Origin of the sequence: Candidatus Pelagibacter communis, assembly GCF_001179845.1 — a bacterium.
Lineage (GTDB): Bacteria > Pseudomonadota > Alphaproteobacteria > Pelagibacterales > Pelagibacteraceae > Pelagibacter > Pelagibacter ubique_Q.
Map to the genome: position 1 here is coordinate 113,513 of NZ_CVSB01000037.1, position 18,353 is coordinate 131,865.

Genomic DNA, 18,353 nt, shown 5'->3' on the forward strand with positions numbered 1-18,353 from the left:
TATGAAATACATAAAGTATTTTTTTCAATTTTTATTAATAAGCTGTTTGTTAATTTTTTTTAAGATTATCGGATTAAAATTCTCAAGAATTATAGCAAGTAAATTGCTTTCTACAATTGGTCCTTTTTTCAGATCTGAAAAAATTATTGAAAAAAATATTTCATATGCATTTCATGAGCCAGATAAAGATTTTAAGAATAAAATTATTAATAGTATGTGGAAAAGTTATGGAAAAATTTTAGCTGAATATGTTTTTATGAAATATTTTAGAAAAATTGAGTCAAAAAAATTTCTAGAAATAAAAGGTCAAGAAATTTTAGAAAAAATAAAACTTTCAAAAAAACCTGTAATATTTGTATCTGGACATTTTGATAATTTTGAATTGATGGCTATGCATATTGAAAAGTCAGGGATTGATCTTGCTGCAATTTATAGACCTCTCAATAATTATTTTCTCAATCCAATAATGGAAAATATTAGAGAAAAATATATTTGTCGTAAACAAATAAAAAAAGGGATTTCTGGCACTAAAGAGATCTTAAAACATTTTAAGTTAGGCACCTCAATTGCTTTAATGATTGATCAAAGAGTTTCCCAAGGCATAAGATCTTTGTTATTTAAAAATGAAGCTTTGACGACAACAATTCCTGCACAATTTGTCAAAAAATTTAATTGTAAAGTTGTTCCAATTTATATTGAGCGAAAAAATAATGAAACATTTATGTTAGAAATTATGCAACCTATAAGTTTTGATAATGATAAAACTATTGAAAATATTACTTTAAAATTAAATGAGTTGTTAGAAATGATGATTGTTAGAAATCCTCACCAATGGATTTGGTCTCACAATAGATGGAAATAAGTTAATTCTTTTCTCTTTTTTTCTCTGCCTCAATGTAAGAAAAGTAAGCTTCCTGATCTTCTACATTCCAATAAGTTAAATTTTCTAAAGGAATTTTTTTTCCTGATATTGCACAAATCACATGATCTCCATCCTGAATAACTTTAAAATTATTTGGTAAATATTTTATTTTTGCTAATTTTTTAAACATTTTTGGTTTATATATCATTATATGAAAGTTGGTGTAATAGGAAATGGAGGACGCGAACACGCATTATGCCATTCATTAAAAAACTCAAATAAAATAAAACAAATTTATTGTTTTCCTGGGAATGCTGGCACAAGTTCAATTGCAGAAAATGTCAATATTGATTTAAACAATTTTGAAAAGCTAAAGGATTTTATAATACAAAATAATATTAACTTTATTATTGTTGGTCCAGAAAAACCTTTGGTGGATGGAATTGTTGATTATTTGCAAAAATACAAAATTAAAGTTTTTGGACCAAATAAAGTAGCTTCACAACTTGAAGGTTCAAAAATATTCACAAAAAAACTTTGTGAAAAATATAAAATACCAACTGCTAAATTTGGAATTTTTTCAAACACAAAAGAAGCTTTATCATTTCTTCAAAATTGCACCTTTCCCATTGTTATTAAAGCTGACGGCTTAGCTGCTGGCAAAGGTGTTTATATTTCCGAAAATTATAAAGAAGCATCAAAAGCTGTGCATGAAATATTTGATGGTAAATTTGGTAATGCTGAAAATTTGCTTATTGAGGAATTTTTACGTGGAGAAGAAATGAGTTTCTTTATTATCTCCGATGGCCAAAGTTATAAAATGTTTGGAACTGCTCAAGATCATAAAAGAGTTTTTGAAGGTGACCAGGGTAAAAATACAGGAGGAATGGGAGCATACTCACCTTCAAGATTAGAGACACATGAACTAAATAAAAAAATAATTAATAAAATTATTGAACCTACTCTTAAAGGTCTAAAGAAACTCAATTGTGAATATAAAGGATTTCTTTATGCAGGATTGATGATTGTTAATGGGGAGCCCTTTTTAATTGAATATAATGTAAGAATGGGAGATCCGGAATGTCAGACATTACTTCCAAAATTAAAAACTGACTTTTCAGTAATAATAAATAAATGTATTGAGCAACAACTCCATGACTTAGAAATTGAATGGTATGATGATAAGTCAATTTGTATCGTATTATGCTCAAAAGGTTATCCTGAAAGTTATCAAAAAAATTTTATAATTGATCTTGAAAAATTAAACTTAAAAAAAAATCAGTTTATTTTTCATGCTGGCACAAAAAAAGTTAATAACGCTATTTTATCCGATGGTGGAAGAGTTTTAAATATTGTGACTAGGTCAAATGAATTTAAGTCAGCGAGAGAAAGTTCGTTAAAACTTCTTAAAGAAATAAATTGGGATAATGGATTTTATAGAAAAGATATTGGTCACAAGGTCATCAAAGAATGAGAATCATATCTGGGTCTTTTAAAGGAAGAAAAATTTTAGAACCAAAAGATAGGAATACTAGACCTTTAAAAGATCTTACTAAAGAATCTATTTTCAATATCATAAAACACTCAAATAAATTTAAAATAAATTTTTCCAATTCATATATATTGGACTTGTTTTCTGGTGTAGGTTCATTTGGAATTGAATGCTTGTCTAGAGGGGTTGAAAAAGTAATTTTTATTGAAAATTATCACGGGGTTATACCTTTATTAAAAAAAAATTTGTATGGTTTAAAATCAGTTGAAAATTACGAAATAATTGAAAAAGATATTTATAATGAAAATATTTTTTCAAAGTTGAATAATAAATTTGACATTATTTTTTTAGATCCACCATACAAAAATAAAAATTTAAAAAATTTACTAAATAAAATTGATGATCAAAAAATATTAAAAAAAAATGGAATAATTATTTTGCACAGACATAAAAGTGAAACTGATTCCTTTCCACCGAACTTTCAAATTATTGAACAGAAAGTTTATGGGATATCAAAAATAATATTTTTATCTTATTTAAATTAATATTTTTTTGGTTTCATTTTTGATTAATTCAACAGCTGGTTGATCATATGGGTTAAGATTTAACATTTTACCAATTAATATTGTTTCTAAAATAAAAAAACTAAATAATTCACCTAATGTTTTTTCGTCTCTTTTAAAAATCGTAAAACTTCTAAAAGGAATATTTTTTTTTTGGAAAACATTTTCTGTAGCTAATTTTTGGGATAATTTTATTTGATTCAAATTTTTATTCTTTAAATAACTAAAACTCTTGTTCTTATAAAAGTTAGTTTTAATTCTTGTTGAATTATTTTCGTTAACAAAGAAAAAAGTATAAAAGTTATTTTTAAATCCATCTAAATATAATTGCATAACACTATGATTATCCTTAGGCATATTAGAGATTATTGGTAATATACCTTTTTTATTCTTTCCAAGACTTTCCGCAATTAATTGCTGATACCAATTAAATAAGTTTTGAGATTTTTCATCATAGTTTATAATGATAGAGTTATATTTTTTATTTTTAATAAAATGTAAAGTTGAACTAACATTTGAAACTAAAGAATTAAAAAAAATTTTATTTTTAACAAGCAAATTTAAATTTTTAAATTTATTGGATTTTAAACCCATTAATTCTGCCGGTAGCATACCAACTTCAGATAAAACAGAATATCTTCCGCCTATAAAATTATTATGTTTTACTATATCGGCTTTTAACTTTTCAGCTAAAAGATATAAATAACTTTTCTTATTTTCTGTTATAAATATATTCTTGTGTTTCTTTTTTAATAATAAATTAGTATTAATTATTGTTTCAATTGTATTTCCAGATTTAGAAATAACTAAATTAATAATTTTTTCGTCATTATTTATTTTTGAAAATGCTTGAAGATTATCAATAAATGAAAATTTTTTTTTTATTTTTTTACTTAAAAAATCATAGATAGTTTGAGCGCCTAGAGTAGATCCACCCATCCCTATAATTCTGTAATTAAGAGCCTTACTATATTTATTTACTAATTTTCTGTGATATGAATTTCTATATGATTTTCTTAATGATCTAATTATTTCATTATCCTCTTGAAGTAGTTTTTTTAGTATTTTTTTTACTTTTTTTGTGTTTTTTTTAATTTTAAAATTTTTGAAATTAATATTGCCAGTCAACATTTTTATTTGATTTTATCAATAATTTTCTTTTCTAGATCTCCAGTATTTTCATTTGAGTTTGTCACATTAATATTTTCATCTTTATTTTTAAGCAATTTTTCAAATTCACTAGCTTGATCATTTTCAGCTTTAATAGAGTTGGTTTTATCAATTTCATTTTTTGGCACGGGCATTTTTTCAAAGTCAGGTGGAACTACTAATGGATTTTTTTTTATAACTAAAAATTCTTCACCTTGATCAATATTCTTTCCACTAAAACCTTTTTTAACATCTTGGCATCCAGGCAATAAAAATAAAAAAATTAACAAAAAAATTGGATAATTATTTTTTTTCATAATTTCTATTTAGTGGTAAAATTTCCCACAATATAAGCATTATTACACCAAATGTAATAAAAATATCAGCTATATTAAATATAAACCAATGAAAATTCCCTACATGTAAATCAATAAAATCTGGCACTGCTTTAAAAAAAATACGATCATATAAGTTCCCAAGTGCACCTCCAAATACTATTAATAAAAAATATCTTTGTACACCATGCTGTTTGATAGACATTATTAATATTATAAGCGCAGTAAAAACTATAATTAATGTTAAAAAATTATACCAATTTTCATGGCTTGAAGAAAAAAGACCAAATGCAATTCCTTCATTCCAGATCAAAATGATATTTAAATATTTTGATGAAAATATTTCAGAACCAAAAAATTTCTCATCTAAATTAATTACATGAATTTTAGAAATTCTATCAAGTAAAAAAATTATTAGAACTAAAGAAGAATTAATAAAAAAATTTTTTCCTAGATTTTTTATTATCATTCCTTATTCACAGTACAATTATCTCTATCACAGGCTGTTTCTTTAATCTTCCAACAGATCGAGCACTTTGATCCTTTTGCTTTAGTAGTTAGTGCTGTTGTTTCAATGTCATCTTTATAACTAACCACAGCCTTTGATGTAATACAAAGTTCAGAAAAATCTGTATTTTCCGTAAGTTTTTTTAATTTTTGATTCAATTGTATTTTTAAATCTGCCTCTAAACTTGATCCTATTTCTTTACTGGCTCTTTTCTCTTCTATGCTTATATTGCAAATATCTCTAATTTTAATTAATTCGATCCATTTTTTGCTAAGTTTTTCATTTTTAAATTTTTCAGGAAATTCTATAAATTTTTCAAGATGAATACTTTTTTTGTCTTTGAATAATAATTTAAAAATTTCTTCAGTTGTAAAAGATATTATAGGGGCAAACCATTTTAGTAGAGCATTTAAAATAATATTGAGAAGTAAAATTGTTGATTTTCTTTTCTTTGTATCTTTACCGTCGCAATAAAGATTATCTTTTCTAATATCAAAGTAAAAAGCAGATAAATCAACAGTACAAAAGTTTAACAATTCTTTATACAAATTATGGAAATCATAATTACTAAAATATTTTTTAAAATTTGTATTTAAAACATATAATTTATGTAGCATTAACTGTTCTAATTCAGGTAAATCATCTACACTAAGTTGTTCAAAATTTATTATTTCGAAATTATCATTTATATTTCCAAGTAAATATCTAAAAGTATTTCTAATTTTTCTATATGATTCTGCATGCTGATCTAGAATTGAATAATCTATTCTTAAATCTTCTGCATAATTTGATGATGCTACCCAAATTCTTAAAATATCGGCACCATACTTTTTTAGGATATCATCAGGCGCAATTACATTTCCCAATGATTTAGACATTTTTAATCCTTTGCCATCTACAACAAAACCATGGGATAAAATAGATTCAAATGGTGCTCTTCCTCTTGTTCCGCAAGACTCTAGAAGTGATGAATGAAACCATCCTCTGTGCTGATCAGATCCTTCTAAATACATAGAAGCTGGCCATTTTAAATCGTCTCTTTTTTCTAACACAAATGAATGAGTAGAACCGCTATCAAACCAAACTTCAACGATATCGCTTAATTTTTCATAATCCTGAGCTTTGTATTTGTTGCCTAAAAATCTTTGAGGATCGTCAGAAAACCAACAATCGGATCCTTCATTTTCATAAATTGAAGCAATATTTTCTATTACTTCATCATCAACTAAAATTTCCTTCGTTTTCCTATTCACAAAAATTGGAAGAGGGACTCCCCAAACTCTTTGTCTTGAGACACACCAATCAGGCCTTGTTTCTATCATTGATTTTAATCTTTCTTTACCTTTGCTTGGATAAAAAATGGTTTCATCAATAGCTTTTAATGCTTTGCTCCTTAGTTTGTGACTTTCCATTGAAATAAACCATTGTGGTGTAGCTCTGTGAACCAATGGTGCTTTAGACCTCCAAGAATGTGGGTAAGAGTGTACTAACTCACCATTAGTTAATAAATTTTTCTGTTCTTTTAATTTTTCAATTATAATTGGGTTTGCTTTGAAAATATGAATTCCTTCAAACAATTTCACATTGTTTGTATATTTTCCATCTCCATCAACTGTTTCTATGGCTTTAATATCGTTATTTAAACAAAGATTAAAGTCATCAGGTCCATGACTTGGAGCACAATGAACTATTCCAGTTCCTTGCTCAGTAGTTACAAATCTAGCTTCTAGCATTGGGATATCATGATCATAACCAAGATTTAAAAAAGGGTGACTACAAATAGTATTTTTAAATTCTTTTCCTTTAAATGTGTGAATTTTTTTATAATTATTTAGTTCACACTCTTTAACAACTGATTCTAACAGAGCATCTGCAATTACAATTTTTCTATTTTTAAAATCACCTTCGTCATTTATTTCTAATATAATATAATCAAGAGACTCGTTATATGCTAAAGCTTTATTGGCTGGTATTGTCCATGGAGTTGTTGTCCAAATAACTATTTCATTTCCAACTAAATCTTTTAAATTTGATGATTTGACTTTAAACGAAGTGTAAATTGTATCTGATTTATGATCTTGATATTCTACCTCAGCATCTGCAAGTGCAGTTTTCTCAACCGTTGACCATAACACTGGTTTGAAACCTTTATATAAACTTCCTTCTTTTAAAAATTTACCAAGCTCTCTAACTATCTGAGCTTCTGCATTAAAGCTCATTGTTGAGTAATAATTTTCCCAATCCCCTACAACACCCAATCTTTTAAATTGACTTTTGTGAACTTCAATCCACTTTTCTGCAAATGTTCTGCATTCTTTTCTAAACTCAACGATTGGAACTTCGTTTTTGTTTTTTTTATTTTTTTTATATTGTTCCTCAATTTTCCATTCAATTGGCAAGCCATGACAATCCCAGCCTGGAACATAAATAGAGTCTTTTCCTTCCATTTGATGAAATTTTACAATTATATCTTTAAGAATTTTATTCAGAGCTGTTCCCATGTGGATATTTCCATTTGCATAAGGAGGACCATCATGTAAAACAAATTTTTCTCTTCCTTTACTTTGATCTCTTAATTCATCGTAAAGATTTATTTTTTTCCAATATTCAAGAATTTCTGGTTCTTTAACAGGCAGGTTGGCTTTCATGGAAAAAGCTGTTTTTGGGAGATTTATTTGAGATTTAGTCATTTAGTCTTTTTTGCGATATATAAATCTTTTTTAATTTGAGCTCTTAATTGATTAACATTATTAAATTTTTTTTCTTTTCTTATAAACTTTAAAAACTCTACTGATAAAAGTTTATTATAAAGATTTCCAGAAAAATTAAATAAATGAACTTCTAATAATATTTTTTTTTGGTTAAATGTTGGTCTAAATCCAAGATTAGCAATTCCTTTAAGATATTTGTCACTATTTTTTCTTAAAACCTTCACAGCATAAACTCCTGGTTTTGCCAAAACATAATCATCGATATCTATGTTGCAGGTTGGAAAACCAATTTTTTTTCCTACTTGTCTTCCTTTTTTAACTACTCCTTCTATTGTCCAGTTTCTTTTTAAAAGATTATTAGCTTTGTCTAAAAGACCCTTTTCTAAAAGATTTCTTATTAAAGATGATGATACGATCTTATTACTTTTAATTAATGGTTCTGGTTTAACAACTTTATAATTAAACAATTGTTCGTATTTTTTTAATAAATTAACATTTCCTTCTCTTTTATTTCCAAATCTAAAATTATTGCTAACAAAAATAAATTTGGAACTTAATTTTTTATTTAAAATTTGAGTAATAAAGTTTAGCGCTTTAGTTTTTGAAAATTTTTTATCAAATTTTTTTGTAATTACAAAGTCTACTTTTAAATTACTTAGTAACTTAATTTTTTGATTGATATTAGTAAGCCTAAAATTTTTTAATTTTTTATTAAAAAACATTTTTGGCATTGGATCAAAGTTTACAACACCAATCTTCAAATTATATTTTTTCTTATACGATTGTGCTAATTTAAATAATTTTTGATGTCCTAAATGTAAGCCATCAAAATTACCTATTAAAATAATTGATCCTCTGTGTAATTTTCTAATATTAAAATTTGTATAGTGGTTTACCATTTTAAATCTGATTGAATAAAATTAACTATAGCCTCATACTCTTTTGAAACATCTTGGATGCCTTTTTTTTTTATTTCATTTTTATGTATTCCGTTACTAATTAATAAAGAATCATAATTTAAAAGATTTGCACCTTTGATATCAGTATTTAAATTATCACCAATTGCTAATATTTTTTTATTATTGTTATCAATCGATTGATTATAAACTTCTGGATGTGGTTTTCCAAAATATACTACCTCCCCACCCATTTTTTCAAAAACCATTGCGACAGAACCTGCACATAACTCTCTAACTTCACCACGATCAACGATTAAGTCTGGATTTGTACAAATCATTTTTTTGGCAATATGTTTTTCAAATAAATTTTTGTAAAAATTTAAATCCTTATCGTGATCATCGAATAATCCTGTACACAATAAATATTCACTATCACTAATATCTTCACACTTATTTTTCTCAAATAAATAAAATAAATCAAAATCCCTTGGTGGACCTATGTGATAAAACTTTTTCGATAAGTACGATTTTTTCAAATAATTTAGAGCTGCCTCTCCTGAAGTAAATACATGATCTCTGAGCACTTTATCCATGCCCATCTTTTCTAAAAAATTTTGAACAGTTTTATTTGGTCGTGGAGCATTTGTTAAAAGTACTAGCATTTTCTTTTTTTTTAAAAGTTCATTTAAAACTGCTATCGCTTTTTCATGAAGGTTAACCCCATTATGAACAACACCCCATAAGTCTATATAAAAAAGATCATAATTATCAGCAATTGATTTTAAGCCATTTAAATCTAAATTTTTGGTCATATTTTAAGGTATAAACCATAAAAACCCGAATTTACTAGCAATTTTAATATCCTAAAGATTTTCTGATCTTGAAATAGACGGTGAAATATCTATATGAGGCTCATATTTATAAAGATTTATTAAGGAGAATTTATGAAGTTTAAACCGTTACATGACAGAGTTTTAATCGAAGTATTAGATGGCAGTGAAAAAACTGCTGGAGGAATAATTATCCCTGACACAGCTCAAGAAAAACCTCAGGAAGGCAAAGTTGTTGCTGTAGGTGGTGGTGCAAAAACTGAAGATGGAAAAATAATTCCAATGGATGTTAAAGTTGGTGATAAAGTTTTATTTGGTAAATGGTCAGGAACTGAAGTCAAAATTAATGGCAAAGAATACAGCATAATGAAAGAGTCTGACATTATGGGTATTTCAGGTAAATAATTTAATTTAAAGGAGAAAAATAATGGCAAAAGTTGTTAAATTTGATGCTGAAGCAAGAGCGGCAATGATAAGAGGTGTAAATATCTTAGCTGACACTGTTAAAGTAACTTTAGGACCAAAAGGAAGAAATGTCGTAATGGATAAATCTTACGGTGCACCTAGAATTACTAAAGATGGTGTGTCTGTAGCTAAAGAAATAGACCTTGAAGACAAATTTGAAAATATGGGTGCACAAATGGTTAAAGAAGTTGCTAGCAAAACTAACGATGAAGCTGGTGATGGAACTACTACTGCGACGATACTTGCGCAAGCAATTGTCAAAGAAGGTGTGAAGTATGTAACAGCAGGTATGAATCCAATGGATGTTAAAAGAGGAATCGATGCTGCTGTAGAAACAGTAAAAGAAAGTCTTGTTGCATCTGCAAAAAAAGTAAAAGACAGTGATGAAATTGCTCAAGTAGGAACAATTTCTGCAAATGGTGATAAAGAAATTGGAACAATGATTGCAAAAGCAATGCAAAAAGTTGGAAATGAAGGGGTAATTACCGTTGAAGAAAACAAAGGTATTGAAACAGAATTAGATGTAGTTGAAGGTATGCAGTTTGATAGAGGATATCTATCACCATATTTTATTACTAACAGTGATAAAATGACTACAGAATTAGATAATCCTTTTATTTTATTACATGAAAAGAAATTAACTAATTTACAGCCAATGGTTCCTCTTTTAGAAGCTGTGGTTCAAGCTGGTAGACCATTAATGATTATATCTGAAGATGTTGAAGGTGAAGCTTTAGCAACTTTAGTTGTAAACAAACTAAGAGGTGGTTTAAAGGTTGTGGCTGTTAAAGCTCCAGGATTTGGTGATAGAAGAAAAGCTATGCTTGAAGATATTGCTATTTTAACAGGAGGTCAGGTTATATCTGAAGACCTAGGTATTAAACTTGAAAATGTAAAACTTGATGATCTTGGATCTTGTAAGAAGATCAAAGTTGATAAAGATAACAGCACTATCGTTAATGGTAGTGGTAAAAAATCTGATATCGAAGCTAGATGTGCTTCTATCAAACAACAAGTTGAAGAAACTACTTCTGATTACGATAGAGAAAAACTTCAAGAGAGACTTGCTAAGTTAGCTGGAGGAGTTGCAGTTATCAAAGTTGGTGGTGCAACTGAGGTTGAAGTTAAAGAAAGAAAAGATAGAGTTGAAGATGCTTTAAACGCTACTAGAGCTGCCGTTGAAGAAGGTATTGTAACTGGTGGTGGATGTGCTCTTCTTTATGCTGCTCAAGAGCTTGATAAAGTTAAAGTAAAAGGTGATGACCAAAAAGCAGGTGTTGATCTTGTGAGAAAAGCTTTGGAAGCTCCAATTAGACAAATTACTAAAAATGCTGGTGTAGATGGTTCAGTAGTAGTTGGTAAATTATTAGAGCAGAAGAAAAAAACTTCCGGTTACGATGCTCAAAACGAAGAGTATTGTGATATGTTTGCAAAAGGTATCATAGACCCAGTTAAAGTTGTGAGAACTGCTCTACAAGACGCTGCTTCAATTGCTGGATTATTAGTAACTACTGAAGCAATGATCGCTGACAAACCTGAGGAAAAAGATGCTGCTGGTGGAATGCCTGGTGGAATGCCTGGTGGTATGGGCGGCATGGGAGGAATGGGTGGAATGGGAATGTAATCCCCATTGTTCTCAAACAAAAATTCAAAAAGGGCAGTCTTTACTGCCCTTTTTTTTTGTTTATACGAAAATCATTAGTGATGAAGGAGTGATGAAGGAATGATGAAGGATTTGGTGATGTTATAGTCTCATTTGCAACTATAACAGTTACTTATTTTTTCTATCTCTATAATCTTTATAAATTTTATCAAATATAAGATTTTTCAATCCTGAATTTTCATCAAGTTTTTTATAAAAATCAAATCTATCTTTAAGAAGAGATAAAATCACATTATCAAATTGTTTTTTGAAGTAATCTTGTTTATTTTGTTCTGAATTTGCTCCATTCATATACTTTTCAATTTCTTTATCTTCAAAGATTTTTTGTCTAACATTATCAATATTCACTTTATCATCATCAGTTAAATTTATTCCATATCTTGAGTTAATTGTTTCAATTATTTCTGAAAGTAAATCTTTAACGGGAGGAGTATAAGTGCCAACTGCTGTTTTAATACCTTCGTAGTCATGATCCACTTTCTCTAATGGATCAATATGATCATGCAACTTTTGTATTCTTAATGACTCAAGGTCAATTAAATTTTCAATATTTACTCTTTCTTTTGTTTTTGGTTTTAATTTTTTTGATAAGTATCTATAAAAAATATAATGTTTTTCTAATTCAACATCTGAAAAATTAATTATTTGAGATAAGTAACTGTATAATCTTATATAAGACGCAACTTTCAGTCTAAAATCTTCTCTTTGCTCATCATCATCCAATGTAATCCATTTATCAACAACTTCATCTAAAACTGGATGAAGATTACCCTCTTCTCTATTTTTATCAAAAAATATTGAACAAAACTTTTCAACTTGTTCACTTGAAAATATTTTAAATTCATTAATTGAAGTTTGAATATCATAGAGTTTATTAGGATCTGTTTCTTCTTCAAGACCAACCTCTTGATAGAATTTTTGAAATGAAAATCTAACTGTCTCTGGGTCGTTAGCAAAATCCAATACAAAAGTAAATGCCTTACCTGACATTGTTCGATTTAAACGAGATAGTGTTTGAACACATTGAACATCTTTTAAAGGTTTATCTATATACATAGATTGAAGCATAGGTTCATCAAATCCAGTTTGAAATTTATTTGCAACAACAAGTAATCTGTATTTTGGATTTTTTAGACCCAAAGGTACATCGCCATCATGACCAATACTCAAATTCAAACTTTTTTCAGTATGTTTGTCACCACCTTTTTCTAAAGTTACTTCTCCTGAAAAACCTACTAAACATTTAAATTTCGATTTTCTCTCTTCAAGTTGTCTATTGATTTCTTTAAAATATTTAACGCAAAGTTTTCTTGTTTTTACAACAATCATTCCTCTGCTTTTACCTTGAATTTCTTTTGAGGATTTATTGAAAAAATGATCAAGAATTATCTTAACTTTATTTTCAATAGTAATTTGATGCGAGTCTACATAATTGAAAATTTCTTTAGTGCCTTGCGCTGTATCAATCTCAATTGCGTCTTCTTTTACTTCTTTAACTTTAAAATATCTTTTGTAAGTTGAATAATTCTGTAGAACATCAAGAGTGTATCCCTCGTGTATAGACTGTCTCATTGAGTAAACATGGAAAGGATTGAATTTATTATCAGGTTGTTTTGTTCCAAATATCTCTAAAGTTTTTTCTTTAGGTGTTCCAGTAAAACCGAAGAAAGAAATATGTTTTTGTCTTCCTCTTGTTTGAATTTGTTCCTCTAAGTATGATTCTAGAGTAAAATCGTCTTCTTCATCGTCTTCATTGCTCGTTAATGTTCTTTTTAATTCTTTTGATAGTTCACCGTTTTGACTAGAGTGAACTTCATCAATAATAACTGCAAATTTTTTATCGCCTAATGCAACTATATCTTCAGAAATATAAGGAAATTTTTGTATTGTTGTAATTATAATATCCTTACCCTTTTCAAGAAATTCTCTAAGTTCTTTTGAACCTTTTTCTGCACCAAAAACTACACCATCTACTTTTGATAAAGATTTAACAGTTCCTCTTAATTGATCATCTAAATTAGTTCTATCTGTTACAACAATTATACTGTCAAATATTCGTCTCTTATCATCTTTTGATTTATAGAGAGAAGTTAGAAGATGAGATAACCATCCAATAGAATATGACTTACCTGATCCAGTTGTATGTTGAATTAAATAATTATTACCTTCACCATCAATTTTAATTTGTTCTTTAAGATTTCTAATTAGTTCTAGTTGATGGTATCTAGGAAAAATTTGTACATCAAATTTCTTTGTATCAACTGTTTGTTTTTCTTCGTTGTAGAAATACTCTTTTTCATTTGAAACATGTGCAAAATTTTCAATAATATCTAAAAGTGAATTGGAATTTAAAACTTCTTTCCAGAGATAAGAGGATCTGTAATCATTTTCAACTGGTGGATTTTCTATATCTTTATTGTAGGGAAAAAATCTTGTCTTGCCCCCTTTCAGATTTGTAGTCATTGAAACTTGATTGTTATCAACACAGAAATGAACAAGAACTCTTTTAAATTGAAGAAGTGGTTCTTTAGGATCACGATCAAAACGATATTGATTTTCTGAGTGTTTGTAATTTTGTCCTGTTAGTTGATTCTTTAATTCCATCGTAACAATAGGAATTCCATTTAAAAATAACCCCATATCAATAGAATTTTCATTTTTTGTTGAGTAATGAAACTGTCGAACAAGACTAAATTGATTTAATTTAAATAGATTTAAATGATCAGGATTTAAATCACTTTTTGGTTCAAAATAACAAAGATCTAAATAAACACCTCTATCGATTACATGATTTCTAAGAACATCTATAACACCTCTACTTGATATTTCTGAAGAAATACGATTTAGAATTTTGTTTTCAGTATCTTCTTGATAAATATCTTTTAATTTCTTCCAACTATCTTTCTGAGTTGTTTTAATAAAATTTAAAACTTCATCTTTAATTAAACATAAGGAGCGATCATATTTTTCATAATGTATTGATTTATAATCAATTGAATTAAGATATTTTTCTATATGATTTTCAAATCTCTTCTCTGTTGGACTTAGGTTGCTCATAACATATCCTTTGTTACTTTAATCTTACCAGATATACATGAAGAAATCAGTGAGAGACTATACTCTTTATAAAACTCAATACGCTTTGAATAATTTTCAATCTTTTTATCAAAGTCAAATAATAATTTTTTTAAATGAGTGTTAATTAAAACCTGTTCATCAATTGGAGGGACAACTATGAAAAGATTTTCAATTACACCCATCCCAATATTTGGTTGCGTCCCATAACTCCAACCTATTTCAACTTGAGTTCTAAAATAATGTGACTGTATTGCATTGAAAAAGAAATAGGGATCAATTTTTTTAGTATCACTTCGTAGAATACATAAAGGTGACCAAATATTAAAATCTAAATCAGTTTCTACAATACTACTCTTTCCTGTAGTAGATCCTGACTTAACCAATAAAATATCAAATTTTTGAGGTTTACACTTCTTAGAATAGATCTCGTGAGTTTCTTTGGTTATGAACCCTCTAATTTTGGTAAAGTTTATTTTATTACCCACAATACCTTCAACTGATAAAAATGGAATACCCTGTTCGACAAAAGTGGGTGTCTCATGAGGACCATCCGTCACCTTGGTAGAAACCAAATACTTAATACAAATTTTATTCCATTTTTTTGGAATGTTACCAATAAACTCAATACCACTGTCTTTCGTCTCAACATTTGGATCAAGACCTTTGGTAACACATTGATTTATCAATGATATTCGCTGCTCTTTAAGTAATTCAACTTTAGTTTGGTTCTTCTTAATCAAGAGATTTATTAGTTTAATTTTATTATCAAGATAAGAAGAAATAATTTTTTGTTTTTCGATATTTGGGATAAAAATAATTATATTCTTTAATTCTTCAGGTGTTAAGACCCACCTGCCTAAATTATCATGACTTGCTACACCTTTGCCTAATTTGAAAAAAGTTTTTCTTAAATAGTTAGATTGTAAAAAATAATTCATAAATCTATTATCAACCACTTCATTTAATTCAAAAGTGTAATATGCGGGACTTATAAGTCCATCAAAAGACGAAATATCAACCCAACCAGACAAGAGGTCCATTGGATTCATGCAAATTTGTCCTTTTTTTACTTTAATATATTTTTCATATGACTCTGCAATTTGACCCTTATTAATTGAAATATCATTAACCACTATCCCTTTTCTAGTTAATGATAGAATTTTTTCATCATTAAAATTTGAACTTTTTTTTTCTGAAATAGATAAAATATTTTTTAGTCTTTTTTCAGTCCAATCTTTAGGAATTTTTGAAATATCATAAAAATTTTTACTTATTGAAGTACTCATAAATCTTTTTCTAAATTAGCAATTTCTTTATTTAATTTTGCTAAATCATTTTTAATATCTTCCACAGATTTAAAATTTTTATACTCATAAAATTCTTTTGTGAGGGAAAATTCATATCCTATTTTATCTAAATCTTTGTTATGAAAATACTCTTCAATATGAGGTCTTACTTCTTTTAATAGATATTTATCTATCTCTTGATCTGATGGTATTTTTTCATAATCTCTTTTCTTTTTATCAATTTTTGGATGACCTTTTTTATCTTTAATAATGTTTCCAGAGTTATCTTTTAAATACTGATCAATAGTAACTTTGGTGTACCTAAAGTAATCATTATTATAAATTTTAGATTTTCGATTCTCTTTAAATCCTTGATAAATATCAATTATTTGTAATGCTTGTTCATCGCTTATCTCTTTACTTTTTTCTCCTAATTTAACTTTACTATGTTTATAAAAATCTTTTGCATTAATTAATTGGATCTTTTCTTTTCTACTTTTCCTTTTTTTATTATCTAATATCCAAAGATATGTTGTAATCCCTGTGTTAAAAAATAATCTGTCTGGTAGCATGATGATAGTTTCAAGCAGATCTTTTTCAATTATATGTTTTCTAATTTCAGATTCACCACTACCTGCATCACCTGTAAACAAAGGAGATCCATTAAACACTATACCTATTCTAGAACCTTTAGGTTCCATTTTGTGAATTAAGTGTTGTAAGAATAATAAAGAACCATCTGAAATTCTTGGTGTACCAGCAACAAATCTTCCACTTGGGTCATTTGTCTCATTTTTAATAAATTCTACTTCTGATTTCCAACTAACTCCAAAAGGAGGATTAGTAATCATATAATCAAATTTTCTATCTTGATAACCATCTTCAGATAATGATGAAAGTGGACCTTTAATATTTTCAGGATTTTCATCTGCCATCAAAAAATCAGATTTACATATTGCATAAGTTACATCATTTAATTCTTGTCCAAATAATTCCACTTTTAATTTTTTATTAATATTTTCGTGTATCCATTCTTTTCCAATAGTTAACATTCCACCTGTTCCACAACATGGATCATAAATTGATCTAATTTTATCCTCACCTTTTAGATTTTCTTTATCTCCACCAAAGACAAGAGATACTAAAAGTTTAACAACATCTCTTGGTGTAAAATGATCTCCGCTTTCTTCATTAGACATCTCTGAAAATTTTCTTAAAAGTTCTTCGTACAAAGAACCCATCTTGTGATTATCAACTTTATTAGGATGAAGATCAAACTCTGTGAATTTGTCTATGAGAAGATAAAGTTTTTTATTTTTGTTTAATTTAGTTACTAAAGGATCTATTTGAAAATTTTCAATTATATCTAATACATTTTTTGAATAACCTTGAATATAATTGTTAAAGTTTTTGTAAACATTGTTTGGGTCACTTTTAATTCTTAATAAATCAAATTGTGAGATATTAAAGAAAGGCAAGTTTAATTGACTTTGAATAACTTCATTAAAATCTTTTAATTTATTTTTATATTTTTCGTGTAATTCAAATGCTTTGTCTTTTTGTGGGTCTAGTACACAATCTAATCTTCTAAGAACAACAAATGGAAGAATAATTCGACCATACTCACTGGGTTTAAATAGACCCCTTAATATGTCATCTGCCGTGTTCCAAATTAAGGATGAAAGGTTCTGTTTTTCCATTAGTTCACGATATCAAATTACTGAATAAAATTGAATTTAATCTGTTATTCTTGCAAATACAGTTATAACTGTTTAAATTTAATTAATCACTGTTCCAAGTAAATAAATCTGCATCAAAAGGTATATTTCTAAATTTAAGTAAGATTTTATATTTTTCTAACCTTTCTTCTTTCTTAAATTTCCCTAAGTAGTTGAGTATTTGATCATAAGTCAAACCCTTTAAGTGTTCTTTTTTAACGTCAACATACTCTTCATAATCCATACCACATATAGAGAATTTTTTTTTAGGATCTATATGTTCAGCATAACTTATCGAATCCTTAGTTTCACTAAGGACATCATAAAAATGAGCGATTTGATTATCTCTTTCAAAGAGAATATCTCTCCTGAAATCAAATAGTTCTAATTGTTGCATATTTTGGAGTTTATTAAAGTTTTGGAAACAAACTTTAACAATCCAATTTATAACTCTAAATAAAGGCAAATTTTAGACTTGTCTTTTGAATTGCTTTTGAATTGCTTTAAATAGTGATGAAGAGTGATGAAGGAATTTTCAAAATGTTAAGTAAATCAAGTATTATTAGAAACCAGTATGAGAATGTAATACGATTCCCCAACCAGAACACTCTAAATACATACACTAAACAAAATTAGAACCCTCGGAACGAAAGTTTCGGGGGTTTTTTCATTTTTTTTATTTATTGTTTAACAGAAATATAATCTGCTAACTCTCTTGTTAGAACACCCATTTTTAAATTATTTCTTTCTGGATCGTCTGCAAAATGATAGCAAAGCACTGAAGAGGTTTCTTT

General features: G+C 27.5%; 16 protein-coding genes. 5 read left to right on the top strand and 11 right to left on the bottom strand.

Going from position 1 to position 18,353, the window contains the following annotated elements; all coding sequences use genetic code 11:
• Window position 1: 1 nt before the first annotated feature.
• Window positions 2-862 carry a lysophospholipid acyltransferase family protein gene (locus AMN81_RS04060; protein WP_072090830.1) on the top strand — a complete coding sequence of 287 codons (861 nt, stop codon included), beginning with the start codon at window positions 2-4 and terminating at the stop codon, window positions 860-862.
• Window position 863: 1 nt separating this feature from the next.
• Here AMN81_RS04060 and AMN81_RS04065 read toward each other — a convergent pair whose 3' ends face one another.
• A complete protein-coding gene (locus AMN81_RS04065; protein WP_072090844.1) occupies window positions 864-1,052 on the bottom strand; it encodes a DUF2093 domain-containing protein in 189 nt (62 codons plus the stop codon).
• A gap of 21 nt (window positions 1,053-1,073) precedes the next feature.
• Here AMN81_RS04065 and purD point away from each other — a divergent pair, with 21 nt between their 5' ends.
• Both purD and rsmD read left to right on the top strand, forming a co-directional pair.
• Window positions 1,074-2,336 carry a phosphoribosylamine--glycine ligase gene (gene purD / locus AMN81_RS04070; protein WP_072090831.1) on the top strand — a complete coding sequence of 421 codons (1,263 nt, stop codon included), beginning with the start codon at window positions 1,074-1,076 and terminating at the stop codon, window positions 2,334-2,336.
• The gene (gene rsmD, locus AMN81_RS04075; protein ID WP_072090832.1) at window positions 2,333-2,899 is read left to right on the top strand and encodes a 16S rRNA (guanine(966)-N(2))-methyltransferase RsmD; all 567 of its coding nucleotides are present in this window, start codon (window positions 2,333-2,335) and stop codon (window positions 2,897-2,899) included. Before purD ends, rsmD begins: the two co-directional genes overlap by 4 nt.
• Here the strand turns inward: rsmD and AMN81_RS04080 are convergent.
• The 6 genes from AMN81_RS04080 to AMN81_RS04105 are packed head-to-tail and all read right to left on the bottom strand — an operon-like array spanning window position 2,891 to window position 9,331.
• The gene (locus AMN81_RS04080; protein WP_256998223.1) at window positions 2,891-4,048 is read right to left on the bottom strand and encodes a glucose-6-phosphate isomerase; all 1,158 of its coding nucleotides are present in this window, start codon (window positions 4,046-4,048) and stop codon (window positions 2,891-2,893) included. The two genes, rsmD and AMN81_RS04080, sit on opposite strands and share 9 nt — an antisense overlap.
• A gap of 2 nt (window positions 4,049-4,050) precedes the next feature.
• Entirely contained in the window at window positions 4,051-4,383 is a 333-nt protein-coding gene (locus AMN81_RS04085) for a DUF3035 domain-containing protein (protein ID WP_072090833.1), read from the bottom strand.
• A complete protein-coding gene (lspA, locus tag AMN81_RS04090; RefSeq protein ID WP_023854745.1) occupies window positions 4,370-4,870 on the bottom strand; it encodes a signal peptidase II in 501 nt (166 codons plus the stop codon). The genes AMN81_RS04085 and lspA overlap by 14 nt, the downstream gene beginning before the upstream one ends.
• The gene (gene ileS, locus AMN81_RS04095; RefSeq protein ID WP_072090834.1) at window positions 4,867-7,599 is read right to left on the bottom strand and encodes an isoleucine--tRNA ligase; all 2,733 of its coding nucleotides are present in this window, start codon (window positions 7,597-7,599) and stop codon (window positions 4,867-4,869) included. Before ileS ends, lspA begins: the two co-directional genes overlap by 4 nt.
• A complete protein-coding gene (locus AMN81_RS04100) occupies window positions 7,596-8,519 on the bottom strand; it encodes a bifunctional riboflavin kinase/FAD synthetase (RefSeq protein WP_023854743.1) in 924 nt (307 codons plus the stop codon). The genes ileS and AMN81_RS04100 overlap by 4 nt, the downstream gene beginning before the upstream one ends.
• Window positions 8,513-9,331 carry a TIGR01459 family HAD-type hydrolase gene (locus tag AMN81_RS04105; RefSeq protein WP_023854742.1) on the bottom strand — a complete coding sequence of 273 codons (819 nt, stop codon included), beginning with the start codon at window positions 9,329-9,331 and terminating at the stop codon, window positions 8,513-8,515. Before AMN81_RS04105 ends, AMN81_RS04100 begins: the two co-directional genes overlap by 7 nt.
• Before the next feature lie 132 nt (window positions 9,332-9,463).
• Here AMN81_RS04105 and groES point away from each other — a divergent pair, with 132 nt between their 5' ends.
• Together groES and groL are read left to right on the top strand one after the other, a co-directional pair.
• Window positions 9,464-9,754, top strand: a complete 291-nt coding sequence (gene groES / locus AMN81_RS04110; RefSeq protein ID WP_023854741.1) for a co-chaperone GroES — start codon at window positions 9,464-9,466, stop codon at window positions 9,752-9,754.
• A 22-nt stretch (window positions 9,755-9,776) separates the two neighbouring features.
• Window positions 9,777-11,438 (top strand): chaperonin GroEL, encoded by a 1,662-nt coding sequence (gene groL, locus AMN81_RS04115; RefSeq protein WP_072090835.1) that lies wholly within the window; start codon window positions 9,777-9,779, stop codon window positions 11,436-11,438.
• 147 nt (window positions 11,439-11,585) lie between these two features.
• Here the strand turns inward: groL and AMN81_RS04120 are convergent, their stop codons facing one another.
• The 4 genes from AMN81_RS04120 to AMN81_RS04135 form a co-directional block, all read right to left on the bottom strand.
• The gene (locus tag AMN81_RS04120; protein WP_072090836.1) at window positions 11,586-14,534 is read right to left on the bottom strand and encodes a type I restriction endonuclease subunit R; all 2,949 of its coding nucleotides are present in this window, start codon (window positions 14,532-14,534) and stop codon (window positions 11,586-11,588) included.
• Window positions 14,531-15,841, bottom strand: a complete 1,311-nt coding sequence (locus tag AMN81_RS04125) for a restriction endonuclease subunit S (protein ID WP_072090837.1) — start codon at window positions 15,839-15,841, stop codon at window positions 14,531-14,533. Before AMN81_RS04125 ends, AMN81_RS04120 begins: the two co-directional genes overlap by 4 nt.
• On the bottom strand, window positions 15,838-17,541 hold the full coding sequence (locus tag AMN81_RS04130) for a type I restriction-modification system subunit M (protein ID WP_072090838.1): 1,704 nt from the start codon (window positions 17,539-17,541) through the stop codon (window positions 15,838-15,840). Before AMN81_RS04130 ends, AMN81_RS04125 begins: the two co-directional genes overlap by 4 nt.
• Window positions 17,542-17,623: 82 nt before the next feature.
• Window positions 17,624-18,025, bottom strand: coding sequence for a hypothetical protein (locus tag AMN81_RS04135; protein ID WP_143312058.1), 402 nt, complete (start codon window positions 18,023-18,025; stop codon window positions 17,624-17,626).
• Between the last annotated feature and the right edge of the window lie 328 nt (window positions 18,026-18,353).